At 67.0% G+C, this 18415-nt stretch carries 20 protein-coding genes and 1 tRNA gene; 8 read left to right on the top strand and 13 right to left on the bottom strand.

Annotation, left to right across the window (positions count from 1 at the left end; translation table 11 throughout):
* The first annotated feature begins 112 nt into the window (after positions 1-112).
* Positions 113-1135, top strand: a complete 1023-nt coding sequence (locus ACIQLD_RS01040) for a DUF2804 domain-containing protein (protein ID WP_402604027.1) — start codon at positions 113-115, stop codon at positions 1133-1135.
* Here ACIQLD_RS01040 and ACIQLD_RS01035 read toward each other — a convergent pair.
* Positions 1122-2192, bottom strand: coding sequence for an NAD(P)-binding domain-containing protein (locus ACIQLD_RS01035; protein ID WP_402604024.1), 1071 nt, complete (start codon positions 2190-2192; stop codon positions 1122-1124). The two genes, ACIQLD_RS01040 and ACIQLD_RS01035, sit on opposite strands and share 14 nt — an antisense overlap.
* A gap of 148 nt (positions 2193-2340) precedes the next feature.
* Between ACIQLD_RS01035 and ACIQLD_RS01030 the strand changes: the two genes are divergently transcribed.
* The 6 genes from ACIQLD_RS01030 (at position 2341) to ACIQLD_RS01005 (ending at position 5359) form a co-directional block, all read left to right on the top strand.
* Positions 2341-2413, top strand: a tRNA-Ala gene (locus tag ACIQLD_RS01030).
* A gap of 64 nt (positions 2414-2477) precedes the next feature.
* Complete coding sequence (locus ACIQLD_RS01025) at positions 2478-3098, top strand: hypothetical protein (RefSeq protein ID WP_402604022.1); 621 nt, start codon at positions 2478-2480, stop codon at positions 3096-3098.
* 107 nt (positions 3099-3205) lie between these two features.
* The gene (locus ACIQLD_RS01020; protein ID WP_402604020.1) at positions 3206-3394 is read left to right on the top strand and encodes a hypothetical protein; all 189 of its coding nucleotides are present in this window, start codon (positions 3206-3208) and stop codon (positions 3392-3394) included.
* Between the two features lie 62 nt (positions 3395-3456).
* Positions 3457-3942: a hypothetical protein gene (locus tag ACIQLD_RS01015; RefSeq protein ID WP_402604018.1), complete on the top strand. Its 486-nt coding sequence runs from the start codon at positions 3457-3459 to the stop codon at positions 3940-3942.
* Positions 3943-4046: 104 nt separating this feature from the next.
* Entirely contained in the window at positions 4047-4652 is a 606-nt protein-coding gene (locus tag ACIQLD_RS01010) for a DUF305 domain-containing protein (RefSeq protein ID WP_402604016.1), read from the top strand.
* A gap of 71 nt (positions 4653-4723) precedes the next feature.
* Complete coding sequence (locus ACIQLD_RS01005) at positions 4724-5359, top strand: CueP family metal-binding protein (protein WP_402604013.1); 636 nt, start codon at positions 4724-4726, stop codon at positions 5357-5359.
* Between the two features lie 113 nt (positions 5360-5472).
* Here ACIQLD_RS01005 and ACIQLD_RS01000 read toward each other — a convergent pair whose 3' ends face one another.
* The 8 genes from ACIQLD_RS01000 to ACIQLD_RS00965 all read right to left on the bottom strand — a co-directional run bounded on the left by ACIQLD_RS01000 (position 5473) and on the right by ACIQLD_RS00965 (position 13725).
* On the bottom strand, positions 5473-5757 hold the full coding sequence (locus ACIQLD_RS01000; RefSeq protein ID WP_267414980.1) for a hypothetical protein: 285 nt from the start codon (positions 5755-5757) through the stop codon (positions 5473-5475).
* Between the two features lie 105 nt (positions 5758-5862).
* Positions 5863-6870, bottom strand: coding sequence for an Lrp/AsnC family transcriptional regulator (locus ACIQLD_RS00995; RefSeq protein WP_402604010.1), 1008 nt, complete (start codon positions 6868-6870; stop codon positions 5863-5865).
* 23 nt (positions 6871-6893) lie between these two features.
* A complete protein-coding gene (locus tag ACIQLD_RS00990; RefSeq protein WP_021198533.1) occupies positions 6894-7793 on the bottom strand; it encodes an alpha/beta fold hydrolase in 900 nt (299 codons plus the stop codon).
* 28 nt (positions 7794-7821) lie between these two features.
* Positions 7822-9000 carry a M24 family metallopeptidase gene (locus tag ACIQLD_RS00985; protein WP_402604007.1) on the bottom strand — a complete coding sequence of 393 codons (1179 nt, stop codon included), beginning with the start codon at positions 8998-9000 and terminating at the stop codon, positions 7822-7824.
* 9 nt (positions 9001-9009) lie between these two features.
* On the bottom strand, positions 9010-9909 hold the full coding sequence (locus ACIQLD_RS00980; protein ID WP_021198531.1) for an ABC transporter permease: 900 nt from the start codon (positions 9907-9909) through the stop codon (positions 9010-9012).
* Positions 9906-10868, bottom strand: coding sequence for an ABC transporter permease (locus ACIQLD_RS00975; protein WP_402604005.1), 963 nt, complete (start codon positions 10866-10868; stop codon positions 9906-9908). The genes ACIQLD_RS00980 and ACIQLD_RS00975 overlap by 4 nt, the downstream gene beginning before the upstream one ends.
* 32 nt (positions 10869-10900) lie before the next feature.
* Entirely contained in the window at positions 10901-12520 is a 1620-nt protein-coding gene (locus ACIQLD_RS00970; RefSeq protein ID WP_402604003.1) for an ABC transporter substrate-binding protein, read from the bottom strand.
* On the bottom strand, positions 12520-13725 hold the full coding sequence (locus ACIQLD_RS00965) for a dipeptidase (RefSeq protein ID WP_402604000.1): 1206 nt from the start codon (positions 13723-13725) through the stop codon (positions 12520-12522). The genes ACIQLD_RS00970 and ACIQLD_RS00965 overlap by 1 nt, the downstream gene beginning before the upstream one ends.
* A gap of 169 nt (positions 13726-13894) precedes the next feature.
* Here ACIQLD_RS00965 and ACIQLD_RS00960 point away from each other — a divergent pair, with 169 nt between their 5' ends.
* Positions 13895-15550, top strand: coding sequence for a dipeptide ABC transporter ATP-binding protein (locus tag ACIQLD_RS00960; protein ID WP_402603998.1), 1656 nt, complete (start codon positions 13895-13897; stop codon positions 15548-15550).
* A 23-nt stretch (positions 15551-15573) separates the two neighbouring features.
* Here the strand turns inward: ACIQLD_RS00960 and ACIQLD_RS00955 are convergent, their stop codons facing one another.
* The 4 genes from ACIQLD_RS00955 to nadD are packed head-to-tail and all read right to left on the bottom strand — an operon-like array spanning position 15574 to position 18413.
* Entirely contained in the window at positions 15574-16263 is a 690-nt protein-coding gene (locus tag ACIQLD_RS00955; protein WP_402603996.1) for an SDR family oxidoreductase, read from the bottom strand.
* A gap of 1 nt (position 16264) precedes the next feature.
* Positions 16265-16648 carry a ribosome silencing factor gene (rsfS, locus tag ACIQLD_RS00950; RefSeq protein ID WP_402603993.1) on the bottom strand — a complete coding sequence of 128 codons (384 nt, stop codon included), beginning with the start codon at positions 16646-16648 and terminating at the stop codon, positions 16265-16267.
* Entirely contained in the window at positions 16648-17811 is a 1164-nt protein-coding gene (locus ACIQLD_RS00945; protein WP_402603991.1) for a hypothetical protein, read from the bottom strand. Before ACIQLD_RS00945 ends, rsfS begins: the two co-directional genes overlap by 1 nt.
* Entirely contained in the window at positions 17808-18413 is a 606-nt protein-coding gene (gene nadD, locus ACIQLD_RS00940) for a nicotinate-nucleotide adenylyltransferase (RefSeq protein ID WP_021198523.1), read from the bottom strand. The genes ACIQLD_RS00945 and nadD overlap by 4 nt, the downstream gene beginning before the upstream one ends.
* Between the last annotated feature and the right edge of the window lie 2 nt (positions 18414-18415).

Here is an 18415-nt window from a genome sequence, read left to right as displayed (position 1 = left end):
TGCTCCCGAACACAGGTTCTGCACCGGGTCCGGCATCCTGCGCACCCGGTCCTCTACACTCGGGGCAACGACGCCGACCCGAGACGGTGTCCCTCCCGACAGCAGGACGACGATGCCCACACCGCTGATCGAGCGCGAGATCACCGCGCACGTGTCTCTCACCACGCCCGCAGGGGCCCTGAACCGGGAGGCGCTCGGCTGGTCGCGCACGCCGGTGCACGACACAGCGGGGATCCCCGGCCGCGGACACTGGGGGCGCAACAAGCGGTGGGAGTACTGGAACGTGATGACTCCGTCGCACATCGTCGCCGTCACGGTCTCGTGCGTCGACTACATGGCGCTGCACGAGTTGTGGGTGCTCGATCGCGCGACCGGTGACGACATCGGCACCACCGTGATCTCTCCGGGAGGGCGCAGTGCGACGCTCCCGGCGTCCCTCGGCGCGGGGCCGGCTCGAGCGCGCACACGACGGATCACCGTCGACATCGACGAGACCTTCGACGGAACCCGCCTGCGCGCCTCTGCTCCCCGCGTGTCGATCGATCTGCTGGCCGGTCGTCCGCAGGCGCACGAGTCGCTCGGTGTCGTCGTGCCGTGGCGGCAGGGCGACGACATCCCCCGTTTCCAGTACACGGTCAAGGACGTGGCGCGTCCGACCACCGGGACCGTGACGGTGGACGGGCTGTCGCACGAGGTGCCCGCGGGCAGCTGGGCGGTACTGGACCATGGACGCGGACGCTGGCCGTATCGTGTGCGCTGGAACTGGGCCGCCGCCGGCGGTGCCGTCGACGGACGCACCATCGGGCTGCAGCTCGGGTCGAAATGGACCGACGGCTCTGGCGCGACCGAGAACGCGCTGCTCGTCGACGGACGGCTGTCGAAGATCAGCGAAGAGCTCGTGTGGGACTACGACTCCGAGCATTTCATGCGTCCGTGGCGCGTTCACGGGATCAGCGCCGACCTCGTGTTCACCCCGTTCTACGACAAGCACTCCCACACGAACGCCCTGGTCATCTCGAACCGGACCGATCAGCTGTTCGGTGTCTGGACCGGCTGGGTGCGTGACGACAGCGGAGCACGGGTGCACGTCGACGGCATCGAGGGCTTCGCAGAAGAGGTTCTCAACCGCTGGTGACCTGCGCGGCTACGGGCTGCAGGGCACGCTGCACGCCCTTCGCCGCTGAGCGGCCTGCCCGATTCGCACCGATCGTGCTCGCCGACGGCCCGTAGCCGACCAGCTGCACGCGGGGGTCGACGACCGCTGTCGTACCCCGGCCGCTCCGGTCGAGCTGGATGCCGCCGGCGGCACTGCGCAGGTGCAGCGGAGCCAGGTGACCGATCGCGGGACGGAATCCCGTGGCCCACAGGATGACATCGACCCGCTCGAAGCTGCCGTCGGCCCAGCGCACGCCGTCGGGCTCGATCCGCTCGAACAGCGGGCGACGGTCGGCGTACGCACCCAGACGCTCGGCCTCCCGCTCCTGGGGGCGGAGCATGAGCCCGGTGACGCTCACCACGCTTTCCGGGGGAAGACCCGCGGCGACGCGCTGCTCTACGAGAGCGACCGCTGCGGCTCCCGCCTCCGGGGTGAAATCGTCGTCGCGCCACACCGGTTCGCGGCGGGTGACCCAGAGCGTGTCGGTGATCGGCGCCAGGGCACCGAGAAATTGCACGGCCGACGCTCCCCCGCCCACGACGAGCACCCGTTTGCCGACGAAGTGCTCGGGCCCCGGGTAGTCGACGGTGTGCAGTTGCTCGCCGACGAATGTCTCCATGCCGGGGAAATGCGGGAGGAACGGATGCGACCAGGTGCCGGTCGCGTTCACGAGGGTGCGGGTCGTCCACTCCCCCTCACGTGCCCGCACGACGAGAAGGCCGTCCTGGTCCTCGACGTGCTCGACGTGCACGGGGCGGAGCACCGGCAGCTCGTGCATCTTCTCGTATCGGGCGAAGTATGCGGGAACGGCCTCGTTCGCGCGTGCGCCGTCTCGGGGCGGCGGGGTGTCGCCGGGCAGTTCGGCGACGCCATGCACGTCGCGCATCGTCAGTGCGTCCCATCGGTGCTGCCAGGCACCTCCGGGCTGTTCGTCGGCGTCGAGGACCACGTGCGAGATGTCCAGCCTCGAGAGGTGGAAGGATGCCGAGAGACCGGCCTGCCCTGCGCCGATCACCAGACTGTCGAGGATGCTCACGCCGGTTGCAACGCCCGGCGTCGTGCGCTTGTTCCTCCGCACCGCGCCCCGTGCGGTGACGCGCCCGGGATGCCCACCCCGATTGGTGCTCGCATCGATTCGTGTAGTACTCTTTTCAAGTTGCTCCGGCTGGTTCGGAACAGCGTCTGGGCCTGTGGCGCAGCTGGTAGCGCACCTGCATGGCATGCAGGGGGTCAGGGGTTCGAGTCCCCTCAGGTCCACAGAAAAAGCCCCCGGTTCTCCGGGGGCTTTCTTCGTTTAACGCGGGAGCGATCAGGAGGTCCGATGACGGAAGCACCACTCGCCTACGCGGATCGCGTGCGCGCATCGCGGGGATATCTGACGGTGAGCCAACTCATCGCGGACGACCTCAATGTCTTCCTCGATCCCTTCTCCACCCTCCTCTCCGCACATGCCCGGATCGGGACCGGCAACGTGTTCGGGCCGAACGTACGCGTCGACGCCGACTCCGACGCTCTGCGCATCGGCGACGACAACCGCTTCTTCGAGGGCACCCGCATCGAGGCGACCAGCGGCGGACGCGTGAGCATCGGCGCCGACAACGAGTTCGGCCCGCATGCGGTGGCTCTCCTCGCGAATCGCCCCGATGCCGTGATCGCGATCGGCAGTCGGGTGCGTCTGATCGGGAGGATCGACCTCGCCGGCGCTTCCACGCTGGGCGATGGATCGCAGATCCTCGGCGATATCACCGCGGTGAACGTCGCACTCGTGGGCGGCGGGAGCCACCGTGACCCCGATCCCGATCAGCGCGGAGCCGTGCTCAAGGGTCGGGGTCGCGCCTCCGGACTCACCCTGGCTCGCGGTCACGTCATCAATGGAGACGGTCACTTCGCCACCGCCGCTGTAGAGGCCCAATCGGTCTATCACCCTCGCCCCGCCGGATGACCGCGCGGAATCGACCTCGCTAGCGCGCGTGACCACGAGCGTCAACCCGATTCCGCCGAGCCCCTGCACCTTCTACCGTGAACGCACCTCGACGAAAGGATGCGATCATGTCGAACCCGATCATTCCCCCCGTTCCGCCGATCCCGCATGACGATGACCCTGGCGCTGTGCCGACCAGGGAAGTCGACGGCGAGCGCGTTCTGGATCCGGATGTCGATGACGCGCTCATCGACAGCGCCGAAGCCGACCGCGTCGCTGCCGGGGCGGAAGAGGACGAAGACGACAGAGACGTCTGACCGCACCACTGCCGCCGGGCATCGCGCCGCATGCCGACACCCGCGCCCCTAGACTTGCTCTCATGGCACCCATGGCGGCGACGCGGTCCGGAAGGGGCTCATCGAGCGTCTTCCGAGGCGTGCTGTCGGGCGTGCTCCTCGTCGCCGCGGTCATCCTCGGTCTGCTGGGGATGCACACCCTGAATCTGCACGGCACCGCAGCGGCCGATGCTCCGGCGGCGGCGACTTCGGCGGCGATGACCGTGTCCGAGCCGGTATCCGCGCACCACGGCACAGCACAGGAGTCTGCACCGGCGCAGGCACACCCGTCCGGAAGCCCGTCCGGCACGAACGCGATGTCCTGCGTGGGCTGTGGAACCGATGCCCACTCCGGCATGGCGATGATGTGCGTCCTCGCGCTCCTCCTCGCTCTCGTGCTCCTCATCGCGCCTGGAGTGCTTCGCGGTTGGACGGCGATGCTCCTCTGCTCGCCGCTTCTCGAGGTCCTGGCCGCGCGGGCCCTCCCCCGCGCCCCTTCTCTGCACGTTCTCTGCATAAGTCGCACCTGAGCGGCCGTCGAGCCCGCGCTCTCGTGCCACGGCTCCAGGCCTCTCACCCTCGCGCATCGCCGTCCGGCGTGCGCGCGACGACTATGCGTATTTGGAGAACACCCATGAAGATTCGTGCTGCGGCGACCGCCGCGCTCACCCTGTCCGCCGTGCTGCTGCTGTCCGGCTGCGCGCCCGATACCGACGACGCATCCATGCCCGGCATGGACCATGGCTCGTCATCGCCCTCGGCCGGCATGAGCGATGCCGACGTCAAGGATGCCGACGTCATGTTCGCCTCCATGATGATCGTGCACCACGAGCAGGCGATCGAGATGAGCGACATCGTGCTCGAAGCGGAGGGGATCGACCCCGCGGTGACCGCCCTCGCCGAGCGGATCAAGGCCGCGCAGGGCCCGGAGATCGAACAGCTCGAGGGATGGCTGGACGACTGGGGCATCGGCTCCGACGACCGCGACGCGAACGGGATGGACCACGGCGACGGGATGATGAGCGACGACGACCTCGCCGCGCTCGGCTCCGCCGACGGTCCCGAAGCGTCGCGCCTGTTCCTCGACCAGATGATCGTGCACCACGAGGGAGCCGTCGAGATGGCGCAGGCGGAGGTCGACGGCGGGAGCGATCCGGAAGCGATCGAACTCGCCCAGACGATCATCGACGCGCAGACCGAGGAGATCCAGGAGATGAAGGACCTCCTCTCTGCCCTCTGATCCCGTTTCCGGGGCCGGTGCCGGCGCATCCCGCCCGGCACCGACCCCACCTCGTACGAAGGACAGTCCCCATGAACAATCCCCTCCCCTCCGCCACGCCCGCCGCCTTCGCAGCGCCCCGACGGAGGCTGTCCGCTGGACTCGCCGCGCTGGCCGTCGCCGGCATCGCCCTCGCCGGGTGCGCGCCCGCGGTCTCCCCCGCCGACGTCGGCTCGGTGGCGTCGGCACAGGAGTTGCTCGCCGCGCACGACCTGGCGGGGCTCGACGTCGGCGAGGTGATCGAACGACTCGACGCGATGCCCGTCGCGGACCGCCCGGACGATCTCCTCGCATCCGTCGAACCCGACGCGCTCCTGCTGCGTGACACGAGCGGCCGGGAGAGTCGACTGCCGATGCCCGACGATGCGGTGTACATCTCGGTCGCACCGTTTCGCGATCAGACTCACGAGTGCCACTTCCACAGCCTCACGACATGCATCGGCGAGCTCTCCGACGTCGAGATGCGAATCGTCCTCACCGCCGACGACGGGACGGTACTCGTCGACGAGACGCGCCGCACCCACGACAACGGCTTCACCGGCATCTGGGTTCCTCGGGGTATCGAAGCCACGCTGACTGTGGAGAGCGCAGGCCTCACGGGTGCCGTGCCGCTGTCGACCATCTCACCGGACGATCGGACCTGCGTCACCGATCTGCAGCTGCTCTGATCCGGCCGGCGATCGCTGGCGCGCCGGCCGCAGGCACGCATGGATGAAGCGCACCTCCTCGGTGGTCGAGGAGGTGCGCTTCTGCACTCGCTGTCGGCACCGGGTGGAGTCGACTAGGTCGCCATCAGCGGCGGCCGATGCGGAATGGAGATCGGCCGCGTGGCCCTGCTCGAACCGCGCATCCTCTCGACGTCCTCGAGCACCTCGAACACGGTTCCGTATCGTGTGGCGAGCGGCAGATCGCGCAGCCAGGTCACCTCGACCTCGGTCTCGGCGAGTTCGTACACGCACGCGACGACATGGCGCGGATCATTGGGCGAGTATCGAAGGTCGTTGATCACCCACTCCGACGCCGTGATGCGATTCAGCATGAAACGCGGATCCGGAAGTTCAGACATGTGGGGCCCTCCAGGACTCTCTCTCCATAGAGAGTGCGCCACGGACGGTGCCCCGGGAAGCCCCTTGACACTGCGCGCGGAGGGTGCCGTCACGGAAACCCGGGGCTACGACGCGGTGTCCACAGCCCCTGCCGAGGCCACCTGGGCCCGCCACCACGGCGTCTCGATGAAGCCGCGCTTCATGAAGACGAGCTCCATCGCCGCATTCCATCCGCGAACTCCCTTGAGGTGCGCGATGGTCCCGGTGAGGAAGTCGTGCAGGGTCTCGGTACTCGGAAGGATGATCTCGCAATAGAGCGAGTTCTCCTCCAACGCCGCGGCGAGGAATCGTACCGACACGTGATGGGCGAGCGTCTGGGCGACGGAGGCGATCCGCGACGGTTCTACCCGCAGGATCAACAATGTCTCGGCACTCATCCCCAGTGCCGATGCCGGCACCATGGTCACGGTGGTCAGGCATCCGGCGTTGCGCATCCGCTCGTAGCGACGGCGCACGCTGCTCTCGTTCATGTCGAGCGTGTCGCCGATCGACTGGAACGACGCACGGCCGTTGTGACGCAGCTCTTCGACGATGGCCCGGTCCGCGTCATCGAAGTGCGTGGGATCGCAAGTGTTCGGCGCGGGCATGTACGACTGCGGGTCGCTTCTAGCCTCGGCATGGGCGTCGTAGAGCTGCCGCCCCCAGTCGAAGCTCACCTTGTACGTGTGCACGACCAGGTCGCTGCGCCACCGTTCGACGCCCGGGATCGCCTGCAGATCGGTGAGGACATGCGCATACGTCGCGGAGTCGCCCGGGATGACGACCTCGGCGAACACGTCGAACTTGCCGGTCACCAAGGTCACGAACCGCACGTAGGGCGAGCCGATCAGCGCCTGCGCGACACTCAACTGCGACCCCGGTGTGCAGTTGATGCGCACGAAGAAGGTCTCCACGTGCCCTTCGCTGCCCAGGGTCGGCACGATCCCTACACGCACCAGTCCTTCCGCCAGCAGCTGCTGGCCGCGTCGCGTGACGGTCGAGACCGATGCTCCGGCGAACTCCGCGATCGATGTCCAGCTTGCGCGCCCGTCCTGCTGCAGCGCTACGACGATCCGTCGGTCGAGGTCGTTCACTTCTCTCGTCAGGTGAACACTGCTCATCGGGTCGGCGGGTACACCCGGTGCAGGAACGTGCGCACGGTCTTCGTCCACGCCTCTGCCTCCTCGATCTGCGGGGAGTGCCCCGATTTCTCGAACACCACCATCTCGGAGTCCGGGATGAGATCGGCGATCGTCTGGCTACACGATACTGGCGTGATCCAGTCCGTCCGGCCCACGGTGATGAGTGTCGGCACACCGATCTCGTGCAGCCGTGGCTTGAGGTCATAATTCGGGAGGTTCACCGAGAAGGCGTAGTTGTGCGCGCGGTAGCGGTACGGCGTGGCCTGCACCTTGCGCTCGGTCGCCTCCGGATCGTAGACGAAGTCGTACAGCGGCAGGATCTCGCGCCAGCAGTCCTTGAGGTCTTCGTCGTCGTGGACCTGTCCCACGTCGATGCGATCGAACTTCTCCATGTCGATCGTCACGCGATCGGAGGCGAGCGCGTTCTCGCGAGCCAGGTGGGCGTTGGAGTTGTCCGGCGACGTGTCGCGCAGCACGATGGCCGCCACCCGCTCCGGGTATCGCAGCGCGTACTCCATGGCCATGAAGCCGCCGTACGAGCCACCCGCCATCACGATCTTCTCGGCGCCGATCCATTCCCGCAGACCATCGATGTCCGCCGCCCACTGCTCGTGGCTGTAGACGCCTTCCCCGTCGCTCTGGCCGCTCCCGCGCGCATCGAACACCACGACGCGGTACTCATCGGCCAGGCGCCCGAAGCTGGCACGCGGTTCCGCACGGGAACCGAGACCAGGAGCACCGTGGTGGGTGATGATGACGGGCGCCCCCTCGGGACCGAGCACCTCGACGGCCAGGTGGTTGCCGTTGATCTCGACCCACTCGTGGGTGCTGGTGGCTGCGGCGAACTCCGGCGATACCGGCGGTGTCGATGTCATGTTCTCTTCTCTCTCGGATTCCGGGGCGTCAGAGCGCGATGATGCAGTCGTCGAGACTGCGGGGGAAGGTGGTCAGAGGTTCGGCGCCGGTGTCCGTCACGAGCATGCTGTCGCTGATGCGGTACCCCGCGTGCCGTGGGACGTAGATGCCCGGCTCGTTCGAGACGACCATGCCCACCTCCAGCAGCGTCGCATCGCCGTCTTCCAGCCAGGGCGCCTCGTGCATGCCGAGACCGATGCCGTGTCCTTGACGATGCCGGATGAACGCGCCGAGTCCGGCACCGCGGATCACGTCGAGACAGAGGCGGTTGGCTTCGCGACACTCGAGCCCGGCGCGGATGGTCTCACGCCCGAGCTGCTGCGCCGCGTGGATCGTGTCGTGGTAGCGCCGCTGCTCCGCCGTGGGCTCGCCCAGCACGAAGGTGCGCTCGCCCTCGATGAAGCGACCGCCCACCGCGCAGCCCAACGACAGCATGAAGGTGTCGCCGGCTTTGAGGCGGTTCACCGAGGGGAGCCCGTGCGGGAAGGCGGAGTTCGTGCCGGAGTAGACCAGCCCGCCGGCGAGCAGGGAGGCCACCACCACGTTGCGGTGCTCTGCGTACATGATGCCGGTACCGGTCGCCGTGACGTGACGTTCGAGCTCGGCCTCGGTGGGGAGCTCTCCCCCGGCCGCGACGGCCTCGACCACCAGCGAGACCCCGGCCTCGAGCATCCGATCCGTCACGCGGGCGGCCTCGCGGTGCAGGGTCACCTCCTCGGGGAACTTCACGAAGCGGGCGCGGGTCAACAGGTCCGAGGCGACGAGATCGGCTCCGGGCATCGCCTCCCTCACCGCCGAGAGACGGGAGAACGGCATGGATGACGCGAACCCGACCCGTCCCCGCGCCGAGACCGCGCGAGCCAGAGCCTCGAACGGTGCAACGACTCCGGGGAACTCGAAGAACGCCACCAGTTCCGCCCTCGCGGACTGTGATTCCGCGTACTCGCGTTCCAGTTCGGGCAGCAGCATCACCACCCTGCCGTTCGCCTCGATCCAGATCGCCACCGGACGCTCGGAAGGGTGGTGGAAGAAGCCGGTGAGGTACGCGATGTCCTCCGGATGGTCGGTGAGGAAGGCGTCGAAGCCCTGCGCCCCCATCCGGTCGCGGACACGGGCCTGCACGCGATCGAAGAACTCGGGCGCGAGCCGCTGGTCGAACTCGGTCATATCCGGCTCCTATCGGGCGAGGTGGCGCGGGTTGCGCGCATCGTTGTAGGCGATCGACAACAGGGTCGCGGACAGCACCAGGATGAGGATCGCGATCGAGGGGAAGAGCGTCAGCCACCAGGCACTGACCATCGCGCCGGCCTGCTGCGCCTCGTAGAGGATGCGACCCCAGGACCAGGTCGTCGGGTCGCCGAGGCCGAGGAAGGCGAGTCCGGCGGCCGAGAGCACGGCCCGCGAGGCCGTCACGACCACGGACACCACGACCACCGGCGTGACGGCGGGGAGGACGTGTTTCGTGATGATCCAGACCGGAGAGGTGGTCATCAGGCGCGAGGCGTCGACATAGGGCAGCCCGACCACGGTCAGCGCCTGCGAGCGCACGAGACGGGTGACCTCCGGCCAGGAGAACGCGGCGACCACGAAGATGATCGTCGACGTGCTCGGCCCCACGAGCGCGGCGATCAGGATCATGAGCGGGAGCACCGGCAGCGAGAGCGTCATGTCGACGATCACGCTGATGAAGCTGTCGAGCTTGCGGAAGTAGGCGCCGAGCACAGCGATGATCGTGCCGAAGACGATCGCGATCAGCGAGGCAGCCACCGCGACGAGCACACTCTGCTGCGTTCCCCAGATCACCTCGGAGAAGACATCGCGGCCCAATGCGTCGGTACCGAACCAGTGGTCGCCGCTCGGCGGACGCAGGACGTCCGGTCCGTAACTGGCGGGATAGGGCGCGATCAGCGGCGCCGCGAGAGCCACGATCACCAGCAGGATCAACAAGCCGAGCGAGATCATGCCGAGCGGGTCCCGGCGGAAAGCGCGCCAGGTGTGCGCGCTCGCCCGCTCGCTGCCGGCGGCGGTCGGCTCGCTCGGAGCGAGGGTCTCTGAAGCGGGCATCGGAGCGGTCATGAGGTCTTCACTCTCGGGTCCAGGTAGCCGTAGATGATGTCGGTGATCGTGTTGGCGACCACGACAGTGATGGCGAGCATGAGGAAGGCGCCCTGCAGCACCGGGAAGTCGAGCTGTGTGACGGCCTCGTAGATCCCGCGCCCGATGCCCGGATAGGCGAACACGGTCTCGGTGAGCACTGCACCGCCGACCAGGAATCCGAGTTGCAGGCCGATCAGGGTCGTGGTGGGGAGCAGGGCGTTGCGCAGGGCGTGCTTCCAGAGGATGCGGCCGCCGCGGATGCCGTTCGCCTTCGCCAGGAGGATGTAGTCCTCGCCGAGCGTCTCGATCAGCGTCGAACGCATCGTGAGCACGTAGGAGCCGACCTGGATGAGCATGAGCGACACCGCCGGGAGGACGAGGTGCTGCGCGACGCTGAGGTACCACTCGAAGCCGTAGGTGTTGTTGGTGTAAGCACCTCCGATCGGGAACCATCCGAGGTTCAACCCGAACACGAAGAGCAGGAGGATGGCGACGCTCGGGACGAACAGGGACTGCCCCGTCACGCCGACCACCTGCACCGCCCTGTCGATGAAGCGCCCCTTGTGGGATGCGGCCGCGACCCCGAGTGGAACGCCGATGAGGATCGTGAGCACCAGTGCCGTGATCGTCAGGAGAAGGGTCCACGGCAGCCGCTGCATGAGGACATCGGTGACCGGGATCGACTGCGTGAACGAGATGCCGAGGTTGCCCTGCAGCAGCTGCCACATGTAGAGCCCGTACTGCACGATCAGGGGCTGGTCCAGCCCGTACTGCTCGAGGATGGTCGCCCGGATGTCGTCCGTCATGTTCGGACTCGCCAGCGCCAGGGCCGGGTCGCCGGGAAGCAGACGCAGGAGCAGGAACGTCACGGTCACGGCGAACCAGATCGTGAGCAGACCTCGACCCACGCGACGGAGAATGAACGATGCTCGGGACACCCGGGCGACCTTCCTCGAGATTTCAGTGGTTGTTACTCGACCGGGTGCGCGCTCGCGAGCGAGAGCGGGTTCACGATCGAGAGCAGCTCGCTCGGCTTCGAGATGAAGCCGGCCCATTCGTCGCTGGCCGCGAAGAACAGGTTCTGCGTGTACATGATGTTGTCGTAGACCTGCTCGTGCACGATCTTGTTCGCCTCGCGCATGATCGAGATCTTCTCGTCCTGGTCGAACGTGACCATGCCCTCCTCGATCAGCGCGTTCAGGTCGGCGTCGTCGACATGGGTGTAGTTGATCGCACCGCCGGGAAGGTACGACAGCGAGAAGTTCGTCACCGGATCGTCCATGATGGCGAAGTTGCCCGCGAAGATGTCGTAGTCGCCCTCGCTGGTCATCGAGAGGTACGTGTTGCGCTCGGTGCCCTGCAGCTCGATCGTGATGCCGGCCTCGGCCGCGCTGTCCTTCACCATCTGCGCCCATTGGCTTGTCACGCTGTCCTGCAGCGAGTAGATCAGCCGGAACGAGACGGGGAAGTTCCCGTTCGCGTCTGCCGCGTAACCGGCTTTCTCCATGAGGGAGCGCGACTTCTCGGGATCGAACTCGTACTCCTTCACCGACTTGTCGTAGTACTTCGCGAGCACCGGCATCAGAGCGCTGGAACCTGTCGAGACGGCCTGCCCCTGCAGTACGACGGTGCGGATCGCGTCATAGTCGACCGCATGGGCCAGAGCCTGTCGCACCTCGGTCTTCGCGAGGTCGGGCTTGTCCATGTTGTAGACCAGGTGCGCGTAGCCGAGCCCGGGCGCCTCGATGACCTGGAGGCCGTCGGTGCTGCTGAGCTGCTCGACCTGTGCGGGTGGCAGCGCGTTCGCGATCACATCGATCTCGCCGCTCTGCAGCGCCAGGATCTCGGTGTTCACGTCCGGGTATACGCGGTACACGACCTCGGCGGGTCCCGGGACGCCGCCCTTGACGAGCGGGTAGTCCTCGACGCGCTTCAGCGTGTAGTGCTGGCCGACCTGGAAGTCGCTCATGATGAACGGCCCCATGCCCACCCAGCCTCCGGCGCTGCCGTCGTTCGCGAACTCGGCGATCGACCCCTGCGGCTCGAACACGTGCTTCGGAACGACGACGCCCCAGAAGCCGATCTCTTCGACGATCGAGGAGTCGGGCTGGGTGAGGGCGAGCTCGACGCGGGTCTCCGACACCGCGGTCGCGGTGTCGAGGTTGCCCAGCTGCCCGTAGAACGTGCCGGGGGCCTGATCGCGCTTGACGGCGTTCAGCGTCCAGGCGACGTCCTCGGCGGTGAGGGGCTCACCATCGCTCCAGGTGAGATCGTCGCGGATCTCGTAGAAGCCGGTGGTGTCGTCCACGTAGCCCCAGTCGGTGGCCACGTGGGCTTCCTTGGTGCCGTCGTCGCTGATGCTCAGCAGATGCGGATACATCAGGTTCGTGATCCACGAGTCCGTGCGGCTGTTGCCGAGGACCGGATTGAAGTTCACGACATCTGTCGTCGTGCCGATGCTGATCGTCTCGTCGCTGGGGCCGGTGGAGCCGGATGACTCCCCCGGTTCCGGCGCGGACGGGGCGCACGCGGTGAGACCGACGGCGAGAACCGCGGCCGCACCGAGAGCGAGGAACTTGCTGTACTTCATCAGACCCAGACCTCCTCGAGTACGCGCATGGTGTTCCCTCCGACGACGGCGCGAATCTCGTCGTCGGAGTAGTCGTGCTTCACGAGCCAGCCGATGATGTTGTAGAAGGCCTCGGCCGGGTTCTCGATGCCGTCGACGTACGGCTGCTTCTCGTAATCGACGTTCGCATGTGCCTGCCCGAGCGACAGGTTCGACGAGAACGCGTCGTGCAGGCCGACGTGATCGCCGAACAGCGTGTCAGGACCGAAGCTGACGTGCTCGAGTCCCACCAGGTCCACGCAGTACTGGAAGTGGTCCATGACCGATTCCAGGGAGTGCTTCGGGTGCTGAGGCGAGATGGTCGTGTGCGGAGCCGCCTCGATACCGATCACTCCGCCGCGCTTGGCGCACTCGATGATCGTCTCGTCCGTCTTCATGCGGTTGGTCGGCCACAGACCACGTGCGCCGGCATGCGTGATGAACACGGGCTTGGTCGAATGCGCGATCACATCCAGACACGTCTGGTCACCCGAGTGCGAGATGTCGATCGCGATGCCGAGCTTGTTCATCCGCTCGACCGCGCGCTCGCCGAAGTAGGTCAGCCCGCCGTCGCCGCGCTCCTTGAGACCGCCGCCGAGCATGTTCGCCTCGGAGTAGGCGATGCCCATCTGGCGCACGCCGAAGCCGTACAGCACGTCGAGACGGTCGACCTCGTTCTCGATCATCGTGGCGGCTTCGAGAGCGAAGATGTGCGCGACGCGACCGGTCTCGGCGGCGTGGCGGATGTCCTTGATCGACTCGGCCTTGATCACGAAGTCCTGATGCGCGAGGTCGGCCATGCGCACACCGAGGTCGAACAGCACGTCCTGGTACTTCCACCCGGCATCGCTCGAGATGCAGCAGGTTCCGTCCATGCCGTTGTCGAACACCGCGGTCAGACCCGAGCGCGCGAGGCCCTGGTAGCCGGTGGGTTCCCGGCCCTGGCGGATGTGGTCGCGAAGCTCGCCCATGTCTTCGGGGAAGACCTGGACGTGCTCGTGCAGGGAGATCACGGTCTCCTCGCGGAGCAGACGCTCCGTGCGCTCCTGCTGCGCGTCGCTCAGTCCGAGATCGTAGGCGGGCACGCGGCCGATCTGCTTGGCGTAGCGGAATTCGCGGTAGTCCTTGCCTGCTTCGAGGTAGTCGTACGCGGTGTAGCCGGTGTACCGGCCAGCTTGTTCGAGCACGGATGCGCTCCTTCGGTTCGATGATGCGGGTGCCACTCCCGGTCGACGAGCGGGAGATTCCTCGAATCTGGAGGATTTCGGCGCAGAAGTCAACTGTTGTGATTATCTTCGGCTGAAATGTTTCCTTTTCGAAACAATTCAGAACCGAGAAGCTGGCATGATGGCATCCATGGAGAACACATCCGACCCCCAGAACGCCGTGGTCCTGGACGTCAAGGGACTCACCGTCACCCTCACCGGCGATGGACGCCGCAACCGCGTGGTCGACGGCATCGATCTCGCCGTTCGCCGCGGCGAAGTCTTCGCGCTGCTCGGCGAATCAGGCTCGGGCAAGTCGATGACCGCCCGCGCGATCATGGGTCTGATCGACGAAGGAGACGTCGAGGCGGCGACGATGTCACTGAGCGGAACCGACCTTCTCGCCCTCTCCCCCGAGCAGCATCGACGCCTGCGAGGCGTGCGCGTCAGCCTGGTCATGCAGGACGCCCTCTCCGCGTTGAATCCGGTCCTCAGCATCGGCGACCAGATCATCGATCTCATCCGCGCACATCGCAGCATCGGCCGCCGCGCCGCCGAAGCGCGCGCGGTCGAGCTGCTGACCCTCGTCGGTATCCCCACCCCCGACAAGCGTGTGCACGACTATCCGCACCAGTTCTCCGGCGGTCAGCGCCAGCGCATCCTGATCGCCATGGCGATCGCGCTGGATCCTGATCTCATCATCGCGGATGAGCCGACCACCGCGCTCGATGTGACGGTGCAGGCGCAGATCCTCGACCTGCTGCTGTCCCTGCGCGACCGGCTGGGCATGGGAATCCTGCTCATCACGCATGATCTGGGCGTGGTGATGGAGGTCGCCGATCAGGTCGCCGTCATGCGCTCTGGCCGAATCGTGGAGTCAGGGTCCGCCGACGAGGTGCTCACGAAGCCGCAACACGCTTACACGATCCGTCTGCTGAACTCCATGCCGCGAGATGTGAGCGCAGCCGCGGAGAACGACGGGACGGCGCCCATCCTCGAAGGTCGCGGCCTGAAGCGCACGTTCCGTTCCGGAAGCGGGCGACGAGCGCACCGAGTCGCCGCCGTCGCGGGTGTCGATCTCGAGCTCCGCCAGGGCGAGATCCTGGCGATCGTCGGCGAATCGGGCAGCGGCAAGTCGACGCTGGCGCGGATGCTGGTCGGACTCGACTCACCCGATGCTGGCACCCTGCGCTACCGCGATCAGGACGTGACGCGCGGTCGGCTCCGCGACCGGAAGATCCTGCGTCGCGGCGTGCAGATGGTCTTCCAGGACCCGTACATGTCGTTGAACCCGCGGATGACCGTGCAGCAGATCATCTCCGAACCGCTCGCCGCGACCCACTCGGGAACGCCGGCGACGCGACGTGAGCGCGTCGCCGAGCTGCTCGATCTCGTCGGCCTCACCGCCGAGATGGGGTCGCGCTTCCCGCACCAGTTCTCGGGCGGCCAGCGCCAGCGCATCGGCATCGCCAGGGCGCTCGCGCTCGATCCGGACGTTCTGGTGTGCGACGAGCCCGTCTCGGCGCTCGACGTGTCGATCCGCGCACAGATCATCGACCTGCTGTGCGACCTGCGCGAACGGCTGGGCATGTCGATCGTCTTCATCGCGCACGACCTGTCCCTCGTGCGCCACATCGCCGATCGCGTGGCGGTCATGTACCTGGGGAACATGGTCGAGATCGGGGAGACGGAAGACGTTTACCGCCACCCCGAGCATCCCTATACGCAGTCGCTGCTGTCCGCGATTCCGCCGCAGACGCGCGCGGAGCGCGGCATGCTCGCACGCCGGACGCGTGTGACCGCCTGACCGTCTGATACGACGAGGCCGGATCAGCGACCCGGGCGCACCGTGAGGTCGGTGATCTCCGCGTCGCGCGGAAGATCGAGAGCGGTGAGGATGGTCGTGACGACGGCGTCGGGTGTGATGAAACGACCCGCGTCGTAGTCCTGCCCCTCCTGCTGGTGCACGCGCTCCTGCATCGGAGTGGCCGTGCGACCGGGATAGATCGACGTCACCCGCACGCCGTGCGACGTCTCTTCAGCACGGAGGGCATCGGCAAGAGCTCTGAGACCGTGCTTCGATGCCGCATAGGCCGACCATCCGGCGTTGGCACGCAGTCCCGCCCCCGAGTTCACGAACACGACCTGTCCCTGCGATACGCGCAGGACGGGCAGAAGAAGACGCGTGAGCTCGGCAGGAGCCACCAGGTTCACGGCCAACTGCTGTTCCCAGAGCGCGGGAGCGAGGTCTGCGACGTCACCGAGATCGACCACGCCGGCGACATGGACGAGCGAATCGATCCGGTCGGGCAGGTGCTGCTTCGACAGCGCCCACGACAGACGACCGGGCTGAGCCAGATCTGCGACCAGGACGGATGCCCCCGGAAGGCTCTCTGCGATCTGTCTGGCGCGTCCGGCGTCTCGGGCCAGCACCGCCACGTCATCGCCACGGTCCAGCAGACGGCGTGCGAGGACTGCGCCGATGCCGGAACCCGCACCGGTGATCAGGTGCGTCGGCATGTCAGCTCGGGTCGGTGGTGGCCGGCTCTGCCACGTCGATCGGAACGACGGGGCAGTCCTTCCAGAGGCGCTCGAGACCGTAGTAGACGCGCTCCTCCTGGTGGAACACGTGCACGATCAGGTCGCCGAAGTCGAGCAGCACCCAACGGGCCTCTGCACGTCCCTCGCGCCGCACGCGCTTGTGTCCCGACTCGATCAGGCGGTCCTCGATCTCGTCGGCGATCGCGGCGACGTTGCGCTCACTGTTTCCGGTGACCAACAGGAAGATGTCGACGAGCGGAAGAGGCTCGGAGACGTTCAGTGCGACGAGATCTTCACCGCCCTTGTCGATGGCGGCACGGGCAGCGAGACGCAGCATCTCTTCGGCAGTTTCAGGTGATTGCATCAGAACACATTCGTGGTGATGGCGATGATGACGACGACACCGACAGCGAGGGCGAGGCCTCCGGCGACGATCGCCAGGGTGATCATCAACCGGTTGCCCTTCTCGGGCGCCGGCGGACGGATCACCTCGCCGGCGGGCTTGATGGTGCTGACCGCCGAGCTGGCGGCGATCGGCGTAGGCGACGACGCGGGGGGAAGTTCGCCGTCGATGAGAACGGCGTCGACATCCTTGCCGTCGGTGGTTCCGAGAGCATGACCCTGCGAGCCCATGCCCTGTGGCAGTTCGTAAGACCCGGTGACGAGGATCTCGCCCGTGGAGGCGACGGGCCCCGAGAGCGATCCTTCGCCCGGGGACGGCGTGAAGATCAGCGCATTCGGCGCGGAGTGCTGCGAGCCGGTCGAGTCACCCACGGTGAGCAACTCGTCGAACGACGGGCGGAAGGGCGCGTGCGGGTCGGGCGCATCAGCGAGGATGCCCTCTCCGAAAGCGGGGTTGACGGTGGGGCGCTCGTCGGTCACGTCGTCGTCATCGGTGTCACCCACGTCGGCGAGAACATCATCGGCGTCATCGGCGTCGCCCTCGAGTTCGGGCGGAAGGCCGAGAACAGAAGCGACGTCGTCTTCGTCCATGGGCTGCACTGCGGGCTCTTCGACAGCGTCCAGCGGCACATCGCCCACGGAGTCCGCGACGACGGCTGCACGCACGGGCGCGACGGCGACCTCGTCGTCGACATCATCGTCGTCGGCGTCGCCGGGCTCTTCGTTCCTGGTGGAGTTCGTGGAGTGCGAGCCGTTCTCCGCGGGGGTGTCGACGGGAGACGCTTCGACCGTCGACTGCTCGGGAGCGTGCGCGGCCTCCTCCTCGTCGGCACCGTCTGCTGCTCCCTCGGCGGGGATGACGGGCACGGAAGCCGTGCGGACCTTCTCCAGCTCGCGCGCCTGGCGACGAGTCAACGGAGCGTCACCGCTCTCATCGCCGATGACAGGCGCCGGTGCGACCTCCGCAGGTTCGGCAGCACGGGGCAGCGGCGGCGCGGGTGGTGCCGCCTCAGCCGCCGCAGCGGCCTCCTCGCTGGAGATGACCGGGGTCGAACCCGTCAGTCGGATCTCCCGCAGCTGCTTTCGCGTCAGCGGACCCTGCTCCTGCTGATCCGATGTACTCATGCCTTGCTCCGATACAGATGATGCTTCGCGATGTACTGAACGACCCCATCGGGGACCAGATACCAGACCGGCTGATCGTCGCGAACGCGTTCACGGCAGTCCGTCGACGAGATCGACAGCGCCGGCACTTCCAGTTGACTGACGTTGTCGCTCGGGAGGCCGTCTGTGCTCAGGACATGTCCCGGGCGTGAGACCGCGACGAAGTGGGCCAACTCCCACAACTCATCATGGTCCCTCCAACTGAGAATTTGCGCTACGGCGTCGGCTCCGGTGATGAAGAAGAGGTCGGCATCGGGTCGATCGCGCTTCAGGTCACGCAGGGTGTCGATCGTGTAGGTGGGCCCCTCGCGGTCGATGTCGACCCGGCTCACCGTGAACTGCGGATTCGAGGCGGTGGCGATCACCGTCATGAGGTAGCGATGCTCGCTGGGTGAGACGCCCGACTTCTGCCACGGGTGGCCGGTCGGCACGAAGACGACCTCGTCGAGTCCGAAGGAGTTCGCGACCTCGCTGGCTGCGACCAGGTGGCCGTGGTGGATGGGGTCGAACGTACCGCCCATCACGCCGATGCGCGGGGGGCGCGTGGTCGCAGCGTCGTTCATGG

The sequence above is a fragment of the Microbacterium sp. NPDC091662 genome (assembly GCF_044756705.1).
GTDB lineage: Bacteria > Actinomycetota > Actinomycetes > Actinomycetales > Microbacteriaceae > Microbacterium.
This window is presented reverse-complemented; position numbering and strand designations above follow the sequence as displayed.